Source organism: Pseudoalteromonas qingdaonensis (genome assembly GCF_038739665.1).
GTDB lineage: Bacteria > Pseudomonadota > Gammaproteobacteria > Enterobacterales > Alteromonadaceae > Pseudoalteromonas > Pseudoalteromonas qingdaonensis.
The window spans coordinates 57298-76612 of record NZ_JBCGCU010000009.1 but is presented as its reverse complement, the minus strand read 5'-3'; the positions used below and the strand labels follow the sequence as shown (position 1 = coordinate 76612).

Here is a 19315-nt window from a genome sequence, read left to right as displayed (position 1 = left end):
AACCATAGGGGGTAGTCCCTGTTAGGCGTTGGCGTGGGGTGAATTGCGCCGAGAAAAGTATTGGCCAGACCCCGCCGCGCACACAAAAATTTAAAGTGGGTGTCTTAGTAATTATCTTTTAAAGCGGGTGTCTTAATTAATCTTGAAAGTGCGAAAATATGATATCGCGCAGGGCAAAATTTATTTCTTCGTCTAGCATTAGTACAGACAGAATAATAAAAGCAACAAAGGAACCTAATATGCGTATTAATCAAGCCATGGTAGATGAGATGGAGTTACTGGCTAAGTTTCCGCGCGCCAGTCATATGCAGGGTATTAAGGTACATAGTGATGCCGATGAGGCCATGCGCGATGCGGCTCAGCGCTTGTATGAAAAAGGCATTACCGACAGCCCGGATGGCGGCTACCTAACCGACTTGGGGCTGGACTTAGTAAACCACCTCGACACCCTGCACAGTGCGCTAAGCTGTTAATCCTAGAATAACCAAGGCGGCAAGCTCTTGCTGCCTTACTTTCCTTTTCCTCCCTTGACGTAAATTCCGTTGCCTCAAAAGGTCGATGAAAAATTACCCATAAAACCTTGCCTTGGAGTTAACACCAAGGTTTATGCTGATTAAAACCTTAGTAATTGGAGCACAGCATGAACTTTACCCAAGCAATTCGTTATGCTGTTTTGCGTGAGCTGGCCATGGCGCGCAGAGCCAGAGTATCGACACAGAGCACACAAGAATTTAAGCACTTAGAAAATGCCCATGTGTTAGGCCAAGAGTCCACTTATTGGCACACCTACACTCATTGGCTGATGCTGGTTTGGGGCTGGAAAAATAAGGCTTACTCCGAGGTCGCCGGGCAGATACTGCGTATTGTCGGTGCTATCAGCAAAACCGCCTTGGGCCTGCTGCCAACGGGTAACACCGGCGGTGCAAATGTGAGTCCATTTAAACCCATGGTTTTATCGCCAACGCATGCGCAGGCCATTAATGACGCCAAGCACAGATGTAAGCTTGCGAACTAAAGTTGCGCTTTGCTCAGCCCTGCAGCCAAAAGAGGACGAGTAAGTGATGGGTAAAAAACAGCGCGCTTAGGGTCATAGCCAAGGTAAAAGAGCTTGGCGGCAGCTGGACCTTCCCTGGGCGGCGAATTAAATAAACCAGTACGCAGGCCTCGATAGCGGCCACCAGCACCACGGCATAGCTTGGCGCGGTAGAAAACATCATCATATACAAACCTATGCTCATGCCCAAGGCCGCCAGCCATTTAGCCTTGGTTGGTACTACCTTATGATGACGCCAAGCCGTTAGTATTGGCCCGAACCTGGGGTGTTCCAGTAACCAGGCCTCAAGGCGCGGGGAGGAGCGGGTAAAGCAGGCCAGAGCGGCAATAAAAAAGATGGTGGTCGGCATCACCGGCAGAGCAATGCCTACTATGCCCAGGCCGACAAAACCTAAGCCCAGCGCTTGTAAGGCAGAATTCTTATAGCGAATGATGACATTGGCAAATGCCGCAAATCGACCCACTGAATATCCCAGCAACCTAAAGGTAGCTTAAGTTTACTAAATGACTTGTCAACTCGCTATGGCTTTAAATTGGCTTTGGCGCTGACGGTTTACACAGCAAAAAGGGCCTTGCGGCCCTTTTTTTAGAAGTAATATCCGATGTTGATATTAAAGCGACGTTCGGTTTCGTCGCTGTCGCCGGCGATGGAACCGCCAACAAATGGCTGGTTCTTCGCATGCACCAGATCGAAATAGGTGAACAAGCCGCCGGCCGCCACCGAGAAGCCGGTGACATTCATCCAGGTATCGGCGCTGTTATCGGATTTGTCGTAGATGATGCCGTAGTCATTATAAAACTGCAGCCCTGTTACCGCGCCCCATTTTACCGGCAGGCTATAGGCGATATTGGCATTGGTCATGGTTGCCTCGGCGGCGATGCTGTCGTAAAAGGAGTAAGCGCCTACCGCCATGCGATCGACATTGTCGATATCATAGTTATATTCACCATGCTGTAACTGTAAATTCCAGCGCCCCAGTGTGCTGTTGAGGTGAACCGCCCAGGCATAGTAATCGCCCACCCGGTCGTCGCCGTCATGCAGATCGCCGCGCAATCCAGACACCCCTAGCTCGGTTTTGCCACCTTCATGCTCAAGGTGGTAGCCGTAGCGGCCGGAGAAGGTGTTGTATTCGCCAATGGCATTGGTGGGTTCGGCATAAATGCCTTCATCGGCGCTGCGAAAACCAACTACATCATAGGAGTAGCGATCGCTGCGGTTATCGACATAGCCATCGACGCCACCGAGTTCATCGTTTTTGAAAAAGCCGAGGTCGAGCTGCCAGTTGTCGGCAATTTTGCGCTTAAACAGCAGGCCTAGGTCGTGATCGTCCTCCAGGCCCACGTAATAAGTGGTGCCGAAGAAATAGTTATGCGAGTTATAAGGCCAGTTACCGAATGGAACCTTGGTAATACCCGCCTGCACCTGCCAGTCGTCGGCAAAATCATAACCCACATAGGCATATTTTACCGCGGTCATATAGTCGAAGAAGCGGATCTCGGCATTGAGTTCCACATCGCCAATATCACCGGCGAAGTTAACGCGGAAAATATCGAAATCGAAGTCGCCGCCGCGGTTTTTATTGTCATCGTCATAGGAGGTATGGCTGTAGTTGGTACGTACGGCACCGCCAATGCGAATACCCTCTTCTTTTTCTTCGCTTTGTTGCGCTACGCTCTGTTCCAGTTGTTCTTCCTGTTTAGCAATGCGCCGAGTGATTTGCTGTTGCTCTTGTTCTTGCTGTTTGGATTTACGCTCTGCCGCTTCGAGCTTTTGCTGCAACTGTTGCATTTGCTGCTGCATTTGCTCAAGTTGCTTTTTCATTGCCTCCAATTCAGGGTTGGCCAGTGCCGAGCCAGATGCTAGGGCTAAGCTTACCGCCAATGCTGTGCTGTTGATATTAATCATAATAACCTTTTGTTGTGGCCCGTTCCCCTAGCCTAGACTAAGTTTCGGGTTTTTACGAAGGTAGGCCCGGATCTGGGGCGACTGGTCGTTTAGAACCGAGTGTCTCAGCAGAGTTTCTCAACCGTGAACAAGCGGTAGCCATGACCAGGCCTCTTATCGAGCCTAAAGATGATTAATTAGTGTAGCAAAAGCGAAAGCTTAGGTTAATGGGGGATTATTCGCCCTTGTTGCTCTCTGGGGGCTTGGTGATGGCGCCAACTTCCAGCAGAGGTGAGGCATCGATCTTATCGGCATCCATCATGGCGGCGATGCGCTGCATAGACGAGAGCAGCAGGGTTTGCTCCCATTCGGCTAGGTTAGTGAACTTGTCGATAAAGTGCTCTTGCAGTGGCTGTGGCGCCTTGTTCAACAGGGCCGTTCCTTGCTCGGTGAGATAGAGGCTGACGCGGCGCTTATCGAGTTGGCTGCGTACCCGGTTTACTAGATTGCGGCTTTCCAGGCGGTCGAGAATATTGGTGACAGTGGCAGGGCTTAAATTTACATTTTGCGCGATGCGACTGGCGGTAATGCCGTCGGTTTGCGCCACTTCATTCATGATCAGCAACTGAGGCCCGGTTAACCCCGAGGTTTTATTGAGTTGTTTGGAATGCAGATCGATAGCGCGAATAACCTTGCGCAGAGCAATTAACAACTCATCATATTTTTGCATTTCCAACCTCCAACTAGTGTATCTCGGCTATTATACCCGTAAAAAGCGCCTCAGCCACCCGCACCTAAAACATCTTAATCTAGACAATAGCTTAAGCCTGGTTGCCAGCCAAGAATCGCGAGCGATGACAATGTTATGAATTATTCTGCTCTTATATTTATTTCGCGCGGGACTTTGGGTAAGGTGACTCAGCACCGCTTTATCGTTAAGGATTGAATAATGCAGCTTTCTTCGAGTGTTTCTATTAACCATTGTGATTCTGGTCTGGAGTATTTGCAGGTGGACTCGCCACTTTGTCAGGCGCGTATCTTCCTCCAGGGCGCACAACTTACCCAATACACTCCTGCTTGCGGTAAAGCCCTTATCTGGATGTCCGAAGAAGAAGATTTTCAAAGTGGTAAGGGCATGCGCGGCGGCATTCCCATTTGTTGGCCCTGGTTTGGTGTGCACCAGCATCCGGATTGGCCGATACATGGCGTTGCCAGAGTCTCGCTATGGCGCGCCGAAGAAGTACAGGAAACTCAGGATGAAATTCGCATCAGCCTGTCTTTACCTATGACCCAGGTCGACCCCGAGTACTGGCCTCATAAAACCAAACTCAAGGTTGAATATGTGCTTAGTGCTAAACAGCTTGAGGTGCGTTTAACCAATACCAACCAAGATGACCACCAGATTCAGCTGACTCAAGCGCTGCATACTTATTTCCCGACTCCGGATATTACTCAAACCGAGGTTGATGGCCTGCAAGGCGCGCACTATATCGAGTTTGGAGAAGGGCCTTTTGAGCAACAAGAAGTGGTACGCTTTGGTCGTGAAACCGACATGGTTTACAGCGGCGCTGGCGCACTGCAGCGCATTCGTACGCCTGATGGTACCATAGAAGTAGAGCGCGAGAATTCCCGTTCTTGTGTGTTGTGGAACCCTTGGGTGGATAAATCCAAGCGCCTTTCTAATTTTGCCGATGATGAATATCACCGCATGCTCTGCCTGGAAGCGGCCAATGTGCTCGATGACAAGGTGGAGCTGGCACCGGGCGAAAGCCATACCCTGGGCACTATTATTCGCTGGGGATAAGCTCGACATTATCATGCCCGGGCTTGGCCTGCTTTTGCTGGCTGAGCCCACAGCGTTGCCTGTATTTTCCTTGTACGAAAATATTTACAGCGGCTCCTCGCTCGTCTTCCCCTTCAAGCTTGCCAACGCACTACGCAAATATACAATGCGCGCCTTCTTCAAAATCGTTAAAAATCATAACTTTACAAGTTTAAACCTGGTATTAACCAAGATTTTTAATGGTTAACTTTTTAATATCAATTCTGTTGAGTATGTGATCAGAGGTAGCGCTGGATAAATGAGGTGATAACAAGGCGGAATTTTTCTTATGTAGTTATTTTACATGGAAAAATCCCAACGCAGTTAGCATGATATTTAGCCCGCTAGAATGATTAGCTATTTAAGTGGATTGGTATAATTACTAAAAGAGGTTGCCTTGACTCCGTATCTAGCTCTGATTGCGTCCTGTATTCTGGCCTTTAGCTTTTGGCCTCTACTGAATAAAATTCGCAGAAATCGCAGTGTTTCCGGGGTGTCCATGCTGATGATGAGCTTTGGGGCGGCGCAAAGCCTTTACTTTATCGCCTTTAACCTGTTTTTTGAGCGCTACGCCATGGTTTTACCCTTTGTGGTAACCGGTATGCTCAGTGCGCTGATCCTCTATTACTTTATCCGTTACAACGCCAGCGATAGCCAGCGTAAACGACTATTAGCCTTGCTGGTCGTGACCTTATTGCCCTTTACCTTGCTGCTTAGCGCGCAAGTTGATACCGGTGAGTTGCTCCATGCCTTAACCTTTGTGGCCTTGCTGATGAGCTCAATTCGGGTGATGCCGCAAACCTATAAAACCATCCGCAGTGGTGATGTATCCAACCTCAGCGCCCGGTATTTTATTTTGCAGTTTATTGCCGGTGTACTTGGCCTGATGGCGGAGTTGGCCATGAGCACACCGAGTGTGGCACATGTGTTGAACTTTGTGATGATCCTCTTAACCAACGCGGCGCAGCTGGCCTGTATTCAATATTATCGCCAACGCCCGGCCATGGCTTAGCACAGACCTGAGTATGAATATAAAAAAGGCCACTTGAAGTGGCCTTTTGTGTTTTTGCGGTGACTAGCTTAAACGGTTAATGCCTTGTCGATCAGCAGGTTGATATACTGCTTATTGGCCTTGGCCGCTGCACTTGCTCCCCAGGCGACATTTATGTCGCGGATATGCTGCAGTTGCGATAATGCTGCCGCCTTGGCCAGATTGTCGTAGCCGCTCGGCTTCTTCACATCGGCGATGGCGATCAGGCGATTCACGTATTCCACCTGCAGGTTATGGCTTAGGCTGCTGGCTTCTTTGGCATCAACAAAAATAGCCGCAGTAAGATCCTGCATCATGGTGCTTAAATCATACTCGTTACCGTAGAGGCTGGAGTCAGAAATACGCTGCAATACATTCTTGTGCAGTAACTGGTTAAGCACCCCTTGCTGCATGGTCAGTATCATGGCGTGCGCTTTTGGATCTTCATTCTTACCATAATGGTTAAAGCCACGGCGCTGTTGCTGTAAGTAGCTGTACAGAGGCTGCATGTCTTTAAGCACATTAGGTGCGAAGACCTTGTCGGCTAGCACCTGCATGGCTGCTTTTTGACGTTCCAGTGGTACCGGCGTAAATGGTGCCTTGCCGCCATCGCTGCCAACCAGATTACGCTCGACATAAATACCGCCGATCTGGCGAGAAATAACTCCCGCCTGCTGGCTATATTGACCAGCGAGGATATTGGCCGAGACCACTAGCTGCTGGTGGCTTTCGCCCTCAACCAGGGCCTTAGCTTTAAGCTCGGCCAGCAGGCTTTCTACAAGTGCCATGCGCTCGGCGCCATAGGCTACTGGGTTTGAGGAAAGGTCACCAATCATTACGCGCGGGTCGATATGACGGCCTGGGGCACGCATATCGTCGGCATCGTTACCAAAGGCCAGCTGATGCTCAGCGGAGCGCGATAGGATTTTCTCCAGGCGAGCTTGCTCAGCCTCGGCTGTATTGAGCGCCTGGCTGTAACCGAATTCAATCGCCCAATCGTCATAAGGGCCTGGTTTGGTTTGGAAAAAGTCGCCTTGCTCAACGCCTTTTGGCGCTATGTTGGCAGGGGCGTAATCCATTACAGAGCCGGTCACTATGCCTTGAGTCAGACTCTTATCATGCACCTGCTTTTCATCCCATAGGATGGATGATTTCATATTGTGGTTCAGACCCAGGGTATGACCTACTTCGTGCAGCACCAATTGCGTTAGGCCCTGGCGCAGAATTTCTTTGTCGCTAATGTCGGCGCCGCTGGCCAGGGTGCTGGCTAAGATCATGTTTTGTTGTAACTCATGGCCAAGCGAGCAGTTTAGCTCTTCGCCGTGAGCTGGGCTTTGGGCTAGGCTGGCGGCACCTTGTGAATACAGGGTGTCGTAGATCCAACGGTTTTTCATAAACACGTATTCAAGCATGATGTCCGAGCCCAGGATTTGACCTGTGAGCGGGCTTGCCAGCGCCGGGCCATAACCACCAAATGGTGGAGTAGGAGACGAGGTCCAGCGTAAAACGTTGTAGTTGATATCGCCAGCATCCCAATCGGCGTCGTCCGGTTGTACCTTCACGACCAGGGCATTTTTAAAGCCGGCCTTTTCAAACGAACTGTTCCAGCCCAGCACGCCTTCTTTAATGGTGTCACGCCACTCCAGTGGTGTGGTGTTTTCAATCCACCAGACGATCGGCTCAACCGGTTCGGATAGCTCGGCATTTGGATCTTTCTTAACCAGGTTCCAGCGGTTGATCACGTCTTTATAGGGGGCCCAATCCGCCGAGGTCATATCGTCAAACTGGTTGCTAAAGTAGCCGATGCGGGCATCGTCATAACGTGGTTGGTAATCGTTCTCTGGCAGCGCCACAAAGGAGTGCTGCACCTTGATGGAAACCGCACGTGGATCGCTGATGGCCGCGGAGCCGCGCACACTAGGGTTGTCATTGTTGAAAACATAATCAACAACTATATCTATATTATTCGGGTAAGGGCGGTGCTTAATAATGCGTGATTTTTTGTCGTCCAGCTTGCCCAGTTTAAAGCGCTTCTTGGCGTCTTTGTCATCCGGGTTGCTCCAAGGCGACACCTTATGCAGCGCTTCGCTAAGGAATAACTGGTCTACTTTAAAAGCGATTTTACCTGCTTCTTCCACTTCAATCGGCAGACTGGCGAGTACGGCTTCGCTGATATTGGCTTCAGCGGCGCGGGCAATGGCGCTGTCGTCGTTGAACTGGTAACGCGGGGTTTTACTAACAATGTCGACGCGGTTAAAGTAGCGACGAAACTCAATCAGCTTGGTTTCACGGTAGGCGCCACGGAAGTGACCGGCATCGGTAACGCCGTCTACTGTATGGGCAAAATAAACGTAAGGCTTGTTAAGTTGCGCCTCGGTGATCACCATCAGGTTATCGCCGCTTTTTGGGTCCTGATAAAAATCGAAAACGCCATCGTAAAGGATGTGGTCGGCGGTGGTTTGCGCCAGTGTCTTGGTTTTGTCTTCTTCTTTGTCTTTGGCAAAGCTGACCTGGCTGCCTAGCGCCAGGCTAAGAGCCAATGTAAGGGTAGATAACTTCATTTGAATCTCGAATGTTGCTTGTTGTCAGCAGGGCAGTGTACTGAAACTGGCTGGCGAAAAAATAGGGAATGAGATAGAAGCCGGTATAAAGCCGATATATTGAAAATAATCAATTGATAAATATGGGTTTTTACTTTGTAACAAAGTATGGCTAAAAGCACTTTATCGCACCTTGGGTGCTCCATACTGTTTAGTGGGCGATAGCTAAGCGCAAATCAGCGGACGATAAATGCACATTACAGGCCTAGAAAGCCCTTGCTAATCAAGTACAAAGCGGTTGATGTTTGCTGTTGCTAGAATTAATACTTGCTTACAAATGAACAGTTACTAAAAAGCATCAGGTTGTTAATATATGCTGAATATAATTTTATCAAGGTGATCGGCCATGCATCAGGCATTAAAAAAATCCTTAGCAGCACTCGCAGTCGTTGTGGTCACTGTGGCCGCCTCGGGCGGTATTATGGCAACGGCGAAGAAGCCGGATGAAAGCAAGCAGGTCGATACCCGGCCCATAGTCGAGGTGAAGTCTCTGGCCGCCAGCGATCACCAAGTGCTGCTGACCAGTTATGGCGAGGTTAGACCGCTTGAACACACCTTGCTGGCCGCTCAAGTCAGCGGCGAGGTGGTGAGCTGGAACAAGGGTTTTGTTGCCGGTGGTGTGGTTGCCCGTGGCGAACTGCTATTCACCATAGAAAAAGACAACTATGAAGCGGCTGTGCTGCAGGCCGAGGCCGAGGTGGCACGAGCACAAGCGGCCTTGATTGAAGAGCAGGCGCAGCAGCAGGTGGCCAAAGATGAAGCCGCCCGCACCCCAGGCGTGAAGCGCTCGGCCTTGTTTTTGCGTGAGCCTCAGGTATTGAGTGCCAAGGCCGCGGTTAAGTCGGCGGAAGCTGCATTAAAACGGGCGCAACGTGATTTAGCCAACTGCGAAGTGCGAGCCCCTTATGATGCCCTGGTGGTATCCCGCGATATTGGTCAGGGTCAGTTTGTCAGCCCAGGTAGCAAGGTGGCAGAGCTTAATAATATAGAGACGGCGGAGATCATCCTGCCGATCGCCGGCTTCGACAGCGCTTTTTTACCGCCGCGCGTTGCCGGCATTGAGGCCACCATTACTCAGGAAGGACTCGGTGGTTATAGTCGCAGTGCGGTGATTGACCGTGACTTGGGTATAGTCGACAGCGCTACGCGTATGAGCAACTTGGTGGTGCGCATAGACGACCCTTATGCCATTCACACGCAGCAGCCTAAGGTGAAATTTGGCAGTTATGTGCAGGTGCAATTCCCAGGGCAAACCCTGCGTGAAATTTTCCGCTTACCGCAAGAGTTGGTGAACAATAAAACCGTCTGGGTAGTGAACAAGGACAACCTGCTGCAGCCGCGTCAGGTTACCGTGGTGCGCGAAGAAGATGAGTTTTTCCTGATCAGCGAAGGTCTGCAAAGCAGCGATCGCATTGTGCTGACGCTGCCGGAATATCCGCAGCAGGGCATGGAAGTGCGCATTGCCGGGCAGGTGAATACCAGCCCAAGCAACGATCAGCTGTAGGAGGTGCCCATGCAAACACCTAAGCAAACCGGCATTATTGCCTACTTCGCCAACAATTCCGTGGCCGCTAACCTGATGATGGTGTTTATCATCATCATGGGTATCGTCAGTTATTTCACCATTCAGCGGCAGATGTTCCCGAATATTGAAATTAACTATATCAATGTGGCCGCCAGCTATCCCGGTGCTTCGCCGCAGGAAATAGAAGAAAGCATACTGATCAAAATTGAAGAGTCGCTTAAAGATGTGACCGAGATAGACAAGGGCATTTATCGCGCCTTTCGTAATTCGGGGCAGGCTTCGTTAGAGATAGACCCGGATACGGAACTGAGTGAGGTGCTCGACAAAGTAAAACTGCGCATAGATGGCATCGCCACCTTCCCTGCAGGAATGGAGCCGGTCACCATAAGTCAGGTGGAATTTCGCCAAGATGTCATAGGCATGTCTTTGGTGGCCGACCTGCCTCTGACCGAGCTTAAGCCCATAGCCAACGAAATAGAAGACGAATTACTGCAGCTCGGCAATGTGTCCCTGGTGCAAAACGATGTGCCGCTGGACGAAATTGCCATTGAAATCAAACCCGATACCCTGCGCCGATATAACCTGACCTTGAGTGATGTAGCTAATGCGGTACGCCGTTATTCGGCCAACTTTTCCGCCGGCCAGTTGCGTACCGATGCGGGCATTATCTCCGTACGGGTTGAGGCCCAGTCATATTCCGGCGAGGAGTTTCGCAATATTCCCGTGAAGATAGGCGCTAATGGCGCCAAGGTGTTGTTACAGGATGTGGCGCAAATTCAGGACGGTTTTGTCGAAGGTGAGCGTTACTTCAAGTTTAACGGTAAAAATGCCATCTACCTGAGCGTGAAGGCGACCAAAGAGCAAAACATGATCCCGGTGGCGGAGTCGGTCAAGGCCTATATAGATCAAAAAAACAAAACCTTGCCTGCCGGGGTGACCATAGAGCCGCTGATGGATATGACCTATTACCTCAATGCGCGCCTCGATATGATGCTGAAAAACCTGTTTCAGGGCGCTGTTTTGGTGGCCTTGATGCTCACCCTGTTTTTGCGCTTTAAGCTGGCGCTTTGGGTGATGATAGGCCTGCCGGTCTGTTTCTTGGGAGCCTTGATGATGATGCCCATCTTCGGCATCAGCATTAATATTGTTTCCCTGTTCGCCTTTATTATGGTGCTGGGGATAGTGGTAGATGACGCCATAGTCATAGGCGAGAGCGCCTATTCCGAAATCGAGAAAAAAGGCGGTGGCGTTGATAATGTGGTGCGCGGTGCACAGCGCGTCGCCACTCCGGCGACCTTCGGGGTGTTAACTACTATGGCGGTGTTTGCGCCCTTTACCCTATCGAGCGGCCCAGAGCGTGCCTTTTTCTTCGGCATTGCCGTGGTGGTAATGGCTTGTTTGGCCTTTAGCTTGATTGAATCCAAGTTGATTTTGCCAGCGCATATCGCTCACACCCATTTTGGCCCCATCAGCTCCAGCGGTTTCCGCGCCCGCTTTAATAATAAGTTCTTTGGCTTTGTAAATGGCACTTATCGTCGCTGCGTGGAGAAGAGCATAGAGTGGCGCTACGTGGTTTTACTCGGGTTTTTAGGTATGTTGATATTGAGCTTTACGCTCATTAGCAGCAATCATATTCGCATGGTGCCAACCCCCAAGGTGCCCCATGATTTCCCGCAAATCAGGGTGGAAATGAACGACAATGCCTCGGACATTCAGACCATTAACGCGATTCAGAAAATCGAAGCCATGGTGCTTGATGTAGATAAGCAAATCGAGCAGGAATTTGGCCAAAAAATGGTACGCAGCCTCTTGGTTTTCAACCAGGGCCGTACCGAGGCTCAGGTATTGGCGCCGCTGGTTGATGAAGAGCTGCGCCCGTTCGATGCTTTTGAGTTATCGCGGCGCTGGCGCGAAGCCATGCCAGAAATTGCCGGGGTGAAGTCGCTGACCATTTATGATGATGTGAATGGTAATCCGGGCGGTGATGGCGAATTCGGTTATCTGCTGTTTGGCTCGGATATAGACACGCTTAATGCCGCTGGCCGTCAGTTTATAACCATGTTGCAGCAACAGCAGGGGCTGTTCGATATCAGCTCCACCATAGACCCGGCCAGTAAGGAAGTGCAGATGAGCTTGAAGGCGGTGGCCTATGATCTGGGTTTGGACCTGCAGAATATTGCCGCTCAAGTTGGTGCCAGCTTCTACGGTGGTGAAGCCCAGCGAGTGATCCGCGACGGTGAAGAAGTGCGGGTCATGGTGCGTTACCCCAAACTAACCCGTGAAGCCTTTGCCTCTCTTAAACATGCCGTGGTGATGACACCGGCGGGCCAGGAAGTGCTACTTGGTGATGTGGTGGAGCTAGAGGAGCGTCCGGGGATCAGTTATATTCGCCGCGAAGGGGGTTATCGCACCGTTTATATCTATGGCAGCATAGACGAGGAAAGAGTGGAGCCTTCCGAGGTGGTTAAGCGCATTAAAGAAGATTTATTGCCGCAATTACAAGAGCAGTTTCCATCGGTGAAAACCGAACTGGGTGGCTCCATTGAAGAGCAGCAGGCTCAGACCAATGAGCAAATCCTCTTCTTTCTTGCGGGCATGATCATAGTTTATATCCTCTTGGCGGTACCGCTTAAGAGCTATGGCCAGCCGTTGATCGTAATGTCGGTGATCCCCTTTAGCTTAACCGGAGCCCTGTGGGGTCACTTCTGGTTTGGTCTGGATTTAAGCACCATGTCGTTTTTTGGTTTAATCGCCGCCGCCGGGGTGGTGATCAACGACTCACTGGTGATGACAGATTATGTGAACCAGGCGCGCCGTGAGGGTTATACGGTAAAACAGGCGGTCGTTGAAGGTGGCTGTGCACGCTTCCGCGCCATTACCCTGACCTCAATTACCACCTTTGCCGGGGTTTTACCCATCATGTTTGAAACCAGCTTACAGGCCAAGTTTGTGATCCCCATGGCGGTGGCATTGGGCTTTGCTGTGCTTTACGCCACCTTGCTTACGCTTATTCTGGTGCCCTGTTTGTATGTGATCCTCGGTGATATGCGCGCCGCGTTTCGCTGGGTGTGGCAGCGCATCACAGGCACAGTGCCACGTAAGCATGAGGTTAAAGCATAAGCAATAGAGAAAGTTACCCGCTTTCAGGACGCGTTAAGATTCGCACTTCTATCTTTTGATAGTCTTGGGTATAAATTTGTAGGCCTTAATATTCTTAACAATAAGAGCTAAGGCCAACAAACCCTAAGCGAGCTTAAAGTTCAACGTATCCTAGTGCAAAAGTATGGTGTTAAGTGGTTGTTTATCCTAATTAGTTGCTATCTTTTTTTAGGTGTCACTACAATAGCCCATTACTTTGATGCTCAATGAAGTGTGCTTTGGTTACTGACCAAGCAAGGGGTAACAAATTGCAATTAGCTGAACATACAGACATTTACTCGAACGTGAGCGAGGCTCTCCCCGCAGCCAGTTGGCTCAGTGTGGGTACCCTAAGCAGCCATACTCAGTTGTTTCGCGGTGATATTGTCGAAGTTGAGGTGTACGATCATCAAGGCCTGGTTCAAGGACTGAGCTTTAAGCTGTATATTAAGTCCGATCAGCAAGGCGAGCCACAAAATTGGTCTCGTGAAGTTGCCCATTATATCAATACTCATATTCCCCTGATGCAAGCGGGTAAATTCACCGAACATGGGCTGATCACCGCTTATCGTGGCAATGAAATCTTTGCCTGTTCAGACAGTGGCATCTGTGAGGTGGTGATCAACTACAACTGTGTGGCGAAACAGCAGCATAGAGGTCAGCATAATAACCAAGGTTATGATCATATCTTCCCCGTTGACCATGAACTCTATTGTGCCGGCGATCGTGTTCTGCATCTGGCCACAGGCAAGGTTTATCGCTGTAAGCCTTGGCCTTACACAGAATTATGCCGCTTAGGCGGAAATAATCGCGAACAATATGAGCCCGGCGTGGGCCTGAATTGGCGCACCGCCTGGCAAGAAATAGAGTCATAGTCGCGCAAAAGTACAAGTGATACACTGAGCGTCCAGTTTCAGTGTATTGAGGTTGCGCGTGCAAGCCCCCATCGCCAAAAAAATCCCCCATCTGCTTACTCAGCATGGTCAACAACGACAAGACGATTACTATTGGATGCGCGACGATCAGCGCCAAGACCCGGAAGTTCTCGCACATTTACGTGAAGAAAACGCATATTGCGATGCCCAGTTAGCTGCCAGCTCAGCTAGACAGGAGCAAATTTTCGCCGAACTAAAGGCGCGCATAAAAAAAGACGACAACACTGTGCCGGTGCACGATGGCCATTACTGGTATCACAGCGAGGTGTCCGGTGATGACGAATACGCCAAGCATTATCGCGCCAGCAGCTTTGGCGGCGACAATAAAACCTTGCTTCTCGATGTAAACGCCCTTGCCGCAGGCCATGAATTTTATGACTTAGCCGATATGGCGGTGAGCCCCAACGAACAACTTCTTGCCTATTGTGAAGACACCAGTGGCCGTCGTATTTACCAGGTGCGTATAAAAGACCTGCAAAGTGGTGAATTGCTCGATGATGTGCTGCTTGAGTGTGAGGGGCAGGTGGTTTGGGCCAACGACAATCGCACCCTTTATTATATTAAGAAAGACCCGCAAACCCTGCTGGGCTTTCAGGTTTTTCGCCATCACCTGGGCAGCGCCCAAAGTGACGATGAAATGGTGTATGAAGAGCAGGACCGCAGTTTTTATATGGGCCTGGGGAAAAGTCGCGATGAAAGCCTGATTTTTATCGACCTGGAAGCCACCGAAACCAGTCACACTTATGTGCTTGATGCCAATGATTCTAAGGCACAACCTAAGCCTCTAATGCCCCGTGAAATGGGCCATCTGTACGAAGTGGATAAGCTCGGCGAGCATTTTTATATAGTTTCTAACCGAGATGCGAAAAACTTCCGCCTGATGCAGGCGGATGCCAGCACTATCGCCGAGCCAGATACCTGGCTGGAACTTATTGCCCACCGCGATAATGTCCTGCTTGAGGGCGTCGATCTCTTTAAGGGTTACTGGCTGGTGACTGAACGTGAGCTGGGGCAGATCCGCTTTGTGGTGTATCAACATCAGCAAGGCAAAATGCAGGGCGAAGGGCAAACACTGAGCTTTAGCGATCCCTGTTATTACGCTGGAGTAGGGATGAACCCAGAGCCGGATGTAAGTAACGTGCGCATTTACTACAGCAGCCTGACTACGCCGGGCAGCTTGTACGAATTTGACCTTAATACTTTGGAGCGCAAGCTGCTGAAACAGCAAGAGGTGCTGGGCGAGTTTAACGCTGATGATTACCAAAGTGAGCGACTAATGATCACCGCGCGGGATGGCGTGCAGGTGCCCGTATCCCTGGTGTATCGCCGCGATACCTTCACCAAAGACGGTACTAACCCCTTGTTGCAATACGGCTATGGCGCTTATGGCATCACCATAGACCCAAGTTTCTCGAGCAGCGTTTTAAGCCTGCTGGATCGGGGTTTTGTCTATGCCATCGCCCATATTCGCGGCAGCGAAATGCTGGGGCGTGCCTGGTATGAAGCCGGTAAGCTGGCGCATAAGCAAAACACCTTTAACGACTTTATCGACGTAACAGAAGCTCTGGTGGCTCAGGGTTATGGCGCTGCCGATAAAATCTTTGCCAGTGGCGGTAGCGCTGGTGGTCTCTTGATGGGGGCCGTGGTCAATCAGGCGCCGCACCTATACCGCGCTATTGGCTGTCATGTGCCGTTTTTGGACGTATTGACCACCATGCTTGATACCAGCATTCCGCTGACCACCAATGAGTATGATGAGTGGGGCAACCCAAATTACGAGCAGGACTACAGCACCATAGCCTCTTATTCGCCCTATGATAATATTCGCGCCCAGGCTTATCCTCATATTCTGGTAACCACAGGCCTGCACGATTCTCAGGTGCAATATTGGGAGCCGATGAAGTGGGTGGCCAAGTTGCGTGAATACAAAACCGATGACCATTTGCTGCTGTTTAAAACTGACTTAGAGAGTGGTCATGGTGGTGCTTCCGGGCGCTTTAAAAGCCTGGCAGAAAAGGCTCTGGAATTTAATTTCTTCTTAACGACATTAGAGTAACCTGAGCTTAGGATAGCTAATGCTTTTCTAGCAGCCAGTTTTGGCGCTAACTGCGTTGAATTCACTTCCAATAGCCAGCTATTGGTGCATAAATTCGCCTGGTTATCCCTAAAACTCTCTGGCTAGACAAGGGATAATTTATAGTAAATTATTAAAAATAATTAGTTAGTTCATTCCTTATCCAAACCTCAGGTTAGAATATGAAAATTAGTGGCTTATCCCAAGCATGTGAAAACAATAAGGGGCCGATACTCGCCGAGTTGACGCAGATCTTTGCTCAGACCCAAAGGGTATTGGAAATTGGCTCTGGCACCGGCCAGCATGCGCTGCATTTTGCCGCGCATTTGCCGCACTTACTCTGGCAAACAAGCGATTTGGCCTATAACCATGCGCTGATCAAGCAGGTTATCGGCACTGCCGAAGGCGATAATATTTTGCCGCCATTAGCGCTGGATCTCGGACAAAGCTGGCCGTTAGCGCAAGTTGACGGCATTTTCACCGCCAATACCCTGCATATTGTTAGTGAGGAGCTGGTGCGGGCTTTTTTCCACGGCGTTAAGCAGCACCTTAGCCAAGGCGGCAACCTGTGTATTTACGGCCCTTTTAATTATAACGGCGCCTACACCAGCGACAGCAATGCCCGCTTCGATACCAGCTTGCGCCAGCGCGACCCCTTAAGCGGCTTGCGTGATCAGCAATGGGTGGTGGACTTGGCCGAGGCTGCTGGGCTGGAACTGGCTGCCGATATAGCCATGCCCGCGAATAATCGCTTATTGCACTTTATACGGAGATAACCCGGCACATTGCTGCAAATACAGGCTATATTGCCGCGTTTCGCGGATGATAAAGTCATCAATAGCGGCGGTAAAGGGGCTGTTGATAAAGTGGTGGCAGGAATGGGTCAGTAGCGGGGTAAAGCCTCGGGCGAGTTTGTGCTCCCCCTGGGCGCCACCATTAAAGTGTGATAACCCCTGCTTTATGCAATATTCTATGCCCTGATAATAACAAAGCTCGAAGTGCAGGCGATCATAATGCTCCAGACAGCCCCAATAGCGCCCGTAAAGTGTGTCTTGGCCACGCAGAAACAGGCTGGCGGCGACCATTTGCTCGCCGTCATAGGCGCTTATCACTACCAGTTGCTCACTTATGCTCTGTTTTAGCCGGGTAAAAAAGTCGCCATTCAAATAACCCAGATGACCCGAGCGTTTTAGGTAGGTACGCTGATAAAAGGCGCTAAGTGCCTGCATATGTGCCAGCGAAATTTCATTACCACTGGCAACCTCTATTCTCAGCCCCGCCTCGGCGACTGCAGCCCGCTCCTTGGTTATATTTTTACGTTTGCGGGCCTTTAATTGCCGACAAAATTCATCAAAGTCGCGGTAGCCTGGGTTATGCCACTGAAACTGCACCGTGGTGCGTCTTGCCAAGCCTTGCTCTTGTAATTGCTCCGCCTGGGCCTGGGAGCAAAAATTGATATGCCAGCCGGACCAGCCTAGTTGCTGCGCCTGCTCATCCAAAGCGGTGCGTATGGCCGCTAGCGCCTGCGCTTTATCCAGCGAATCACTTAGCGCCAGGCGCGCGCCTGTCACTGGGGTAAAGGGCGCGGCGCACAGCCACTTGGGGTAATAATCATAGCCATGCGTTTCATAGGCTTCGGCGATGGCCCAGTCGAATACGTATTCACCGTAGGAATGGCTTTTTATATAGCCTAGGGCGAGGCCAACCAGCTCTTGCTTGTGGTAAAGCGCCAAATGGTGAGCTTGCCAGCCAGTGCGAGCGCTGGCGCAGCCCGTTTGTTCCAGGGCATCAATAAATTCATAGCTGGTAAAGGGATCAACGGCTGCATCAAAAAACGCCTGCCAGGCCGATTTACCCAAGGTCTGGGCGCTGGAAAAAAAGCGGACGCTGAAGTTACTCATGTAAACGCCCGAGGAAGGTGCGCATATCCTGCTCCAGCTCGGCATAAAAAGGGTTATAGGTTAGACGCTTAAGTGGTCCCTTGGCCAGATTTGCCTCGCTGCGCTCGCCGATCAGTACCTGAGCTTGCGTTTTACAGCGGCGATAAGCCTTGTCGTCTTCTAGGTAAGAACCGCAATTGCGATAGTGCCCCTGGGCGCCGTAATAGGGGTGATTTGGCGCATTAACCACGCTGATATGTGATAAGTCGATGATTTTATTACAGGGTGACTGGTTGGCCTGGCAGGCGTAGCTGCGCAGCGGGAAGTCATCCCCCAAATAGCGCTTGGCGGTTTGCGGGTTGCCGTAATAAACCAGCATGTCCTTGGCGCTGTTTGGGCGCACCTGAGGATTATGCCAGGCTTTCACCAGTGCCAGGGTGGCGCGGGCATCTATGGTGGTATCCACCTCACTTTGGACGACAAAAAGCGGCAAGTTGGGCAGTTTTGCCTTGGCCAGGTGCTTAGCATCGATGCGGCGCATGGCCTCATGGCCGAGTCTGGCGGCGGCAAAAGGGAAGGACTCGTACTTGGCAAAGTCGATATCCGCGTCCTTATCTATCCAGTTTACAAAGGGAATGCGGTCTATCCATTTCGCCAGCCAGCCTTGCTTATTATGAGGTTCGGTTGCCGGAGACCAGAGCATCAGCGCCTGCACCTGCTGCGGTACCGGGCGTTCAATCAGGTTGGATACGGCGAGAGCGGCACCGGTGGAGTAGCCGCCGATAATAACCTGGTCGAAGTCTTTGCTGGTGCGCTCAATGGCATAGCGAGTCAGGGCTTGCCACTGTTTAAAACTCACCTCCTGGAGATCGTTGGCGGCGCTGCCATGGCCGGGCAGTAGTACGGTGCGCACATTAAAGCCCTGGCGATGGAAAAATGCCGCCAAGGAATGGTAACTAAAGGGAGAGTCGGTCAGGCCATGGAATAACAGCACCGCCTTATTGCTGCCCGGGTGGCGCAGCTCAAAAGGGCTGAGCAGATCGCCCACGTTTAAGTCGGCCTCCAAAGAGCCTTGAGCTTGTAATAACTTAACGGTTTCTGTGTGTACCGGGCAAGGCAAGCTGGCCCTAGGGTTGCGTGCATCAATCCAGTCTCTGGCCGAGGCCAGATAAGCACTAAATGGTGGCTGTGAGTCGAGGTCGAGTGTTCGCACCTTGGCGTCTATGGCAAAGCGATGGCTGCCATTCTTTTTGGCCGCCATTATGTAGTCGATATCATCTATATGGCTAAGGCAGGTCTGTGCCCAGCTAAAAGAACTGGTTAGGCCGAGCAGGAAACATAACAGCAAACGCATCGCTTTGATCTCTAGATAA

14 protein-coding genes and 1 pseudogene are annotated in these 19315 nt (G+C 50.8%); 9 read left to right on the top strand and 6 right to left on the bottom strand.

Annotated elements, in window-relative coordinates; all coding sequences use genetic code 11:
• Window positions 1-239 precede the first annotated feature (239 nt).
• Window positions 240-473, top strand: a complete 234-nt coding sequence (locus WCN91_RS09700) for a TIGR02647 family protein (protein ID WP_342678522.1) — start codon at window positions 240-242, stop codon at window positions 471-473.
• Window positions 474-640: 167 nt separating this feature from the next.
• Window positions 641-1015 carry a DUF3703 domain-containing protein gene (locus WCN91_RS09695; protein ID WP_342678520.1) on the top strand — a complete coding sequence of 125 codons (375 nt, stop codon included), beginning with the start codon at window positions 641-643 and terminating at the stop codon, window positions 1013-1015.
• Between the two features lie 115 nt (window positions 1016-1130).
• Here WCN91_RS09695 and WCN91_RS09690 read toward each other — a convergent pair.
• The 3 genes and pseudogenes from WCN91_RS09690 to WCN91_RS09680 all read right to left on the bottom strand — a co-directional run.
• Window positions 1131-1517 (bottom strand): annotated as a pseudogene (locus WCN91_RS09690) (YbaN family protein); the annotation flags it as partial.
• A gap of 122 nt (window positions 1518-1639) precedes the next feature.
• The gene (locus tag WCN91_RS09685) at window positions 1640-2959 is read right to left on the bottom strand and encodes a porin (RefSeq protein WP_342678518.1); all 1320 of its coding nucleotides are present in this window, start codon (window positions 2957-2959) and stop codon (window positions 1640-1642) included.
• A 214-nt stretch (window positions 2960-3173) separates the two neighbouring features.
• Complete coding sequence (locus WCN91_RS09680; RefSeq protein WP_342678516.1) at window positions 3174-3668, bottom strand: MarR family winged helix-turn-helix transcriptional regulator; 495 nt, start codon at window positions 3666-3668, stop codon at window positions 3174-3176.
• Window positions 3669-3887: 219 nt separating this feature from the next.
• Between WCN91_RS09680 and WCN91_RS09675 the strand changes: the two genes are divergently transcribed.
• Together WCN91_RS09675 and WCN91_RS09670 are read left to right on the top strand one after the other, a co-directional pair.
• Window positions 3888-4742: a D-hexose-6-phosphate mutarotase gene (locus WCN91_RS09675; RefSeq protein ID WP_342678514.1), complete on the top strand. Its 855-nt coding sequence runs from the start codon at window positions 3888-3890 to the stop codon at window positions 4740-4742.
• Between the two features lie 415 nt (window positions 4743-5157).
• On the top strand, window positions 5158-5772 hold the full coding sequence (locus WCN91_RS09670) for a hypothetical protein (protein WP_342678512.1): 615 nt from the start codon (window positions 5158-5160) through the stop codon (window positions 5770-5772).
• A gap of 68 nt (window positions 5773-5840) precedes the next feature.
• Here WCN91_RS09670 and WCN91_RS09665 read toward each other — a convergent pair whose 3' ends face one another.
• Entirely contained in the window at window positions 5841-8351 is a 2511-nt protein-coding gene (locus WCN91_RS09665; protein ID WP_342678510.1) for a zinc-dependent metalloprotease, read from the bottom strand.
• Between the two features lie 385 nt (window positions 8352-8736).
• Between WCN91_RS09665 and WCN91_RS09660 the strand changes: the two genes are divergently transcribed.
• The 5 genes from WCN91_RS09660 to WCN91_RS09640 all read left to right on the top strand — a co-directional run bounded on the left by WCN91_RS09660 (window position 8737) and on the right by WCN91_RS09640 (window position 16838).
• A complete protein-coding gene (locus WCN91_RS09660) occupies window positions 8737-9894 on the top strand; it encodes an efflux RND transporter periplasmic adaptor subunit (protein WP_425416032.1) in 1158 nt (385 codons plus the stop codon).
• 9 nt (window positions 9895-9903) lie between these two features.
• Window positions 9904-13035, top strand: coding sequence for an efflux RND transporter permease subunit (locus WCN91_RS09655; RefSeq protein ID WP_342678508.1), 3132 nt, complete (start codon window positions 9904-9906; stop codon window positions 13033-13035).
• A 287-nt stretch (window positions 13036-13322) separates the two neighbouring features.
• Window positions 13323-13928, top strand: a complete 606-nt coding sequence (locus WCN91_RS09650) for a chitin-binding protein (protein ID WP_342678507.1) — start codon at window positions 13323-13325, stop codon at window positions 13926-13928.
• Between the two features lie 52 nt (window positions 13929-13980).
• Complete coding sequence (locus WCN91_RS09645; protein WP_425416031.1) at window positions 13981-16044, top strand: S9 family peptidase; 2064 nt, start codon at window positions 13981-13983, stop codon at window positions 16042-16044.
• Window positions 16045-16244: 200 nt separating this feature from the next.
• Window positions 16245-16838, top strand: coding sequence for a DUF938 domain-containing protein (locus WCN91_RS09640; RefSeq protein WP_342678503.1), 594 nt, complete (start codon window positions 16245-16247; stop codon window positions 16836-16838).
• Here the strand turns inward: WCN91_RS09640 and WCN91_RS09635 are convergent.
• Window positions 16815-17963 carry a GNAT family N-acetyltransferase gene (locus WCN91_RS09635; RefSeq protein ID WP_342678501.1) on the bottom strand — a complete coding sequence of 383 codons (1149 nt, stop codon included), beginning with the start codon at window positions 17961-17963 and terminating at the stop codon, window positions 16815-16817. The genes WCN91_RS09640 and WCN91_RS09635 overlap by 24 nt on opposite strands.
• The gene (locus tag WCN91_RS09630; RefSeq protein WP_342678499.1) at window positions 17956-19296 is read right to left on the bottom strand and encodes an alpha/beta hydrolase; all 1341 of its coding nucleotides are present in this window, start codon (window positions 19294-19296) and stop codon (window positions 17956-17958) included. The genes WCN91_RS09635 and WCN91_RS09630 overlap by 8 nt, the downstream gene beginning before the upstream one ends.
• Between the last annotated feature and the right edge of the window lie 19 nt (window positions 19297-19315).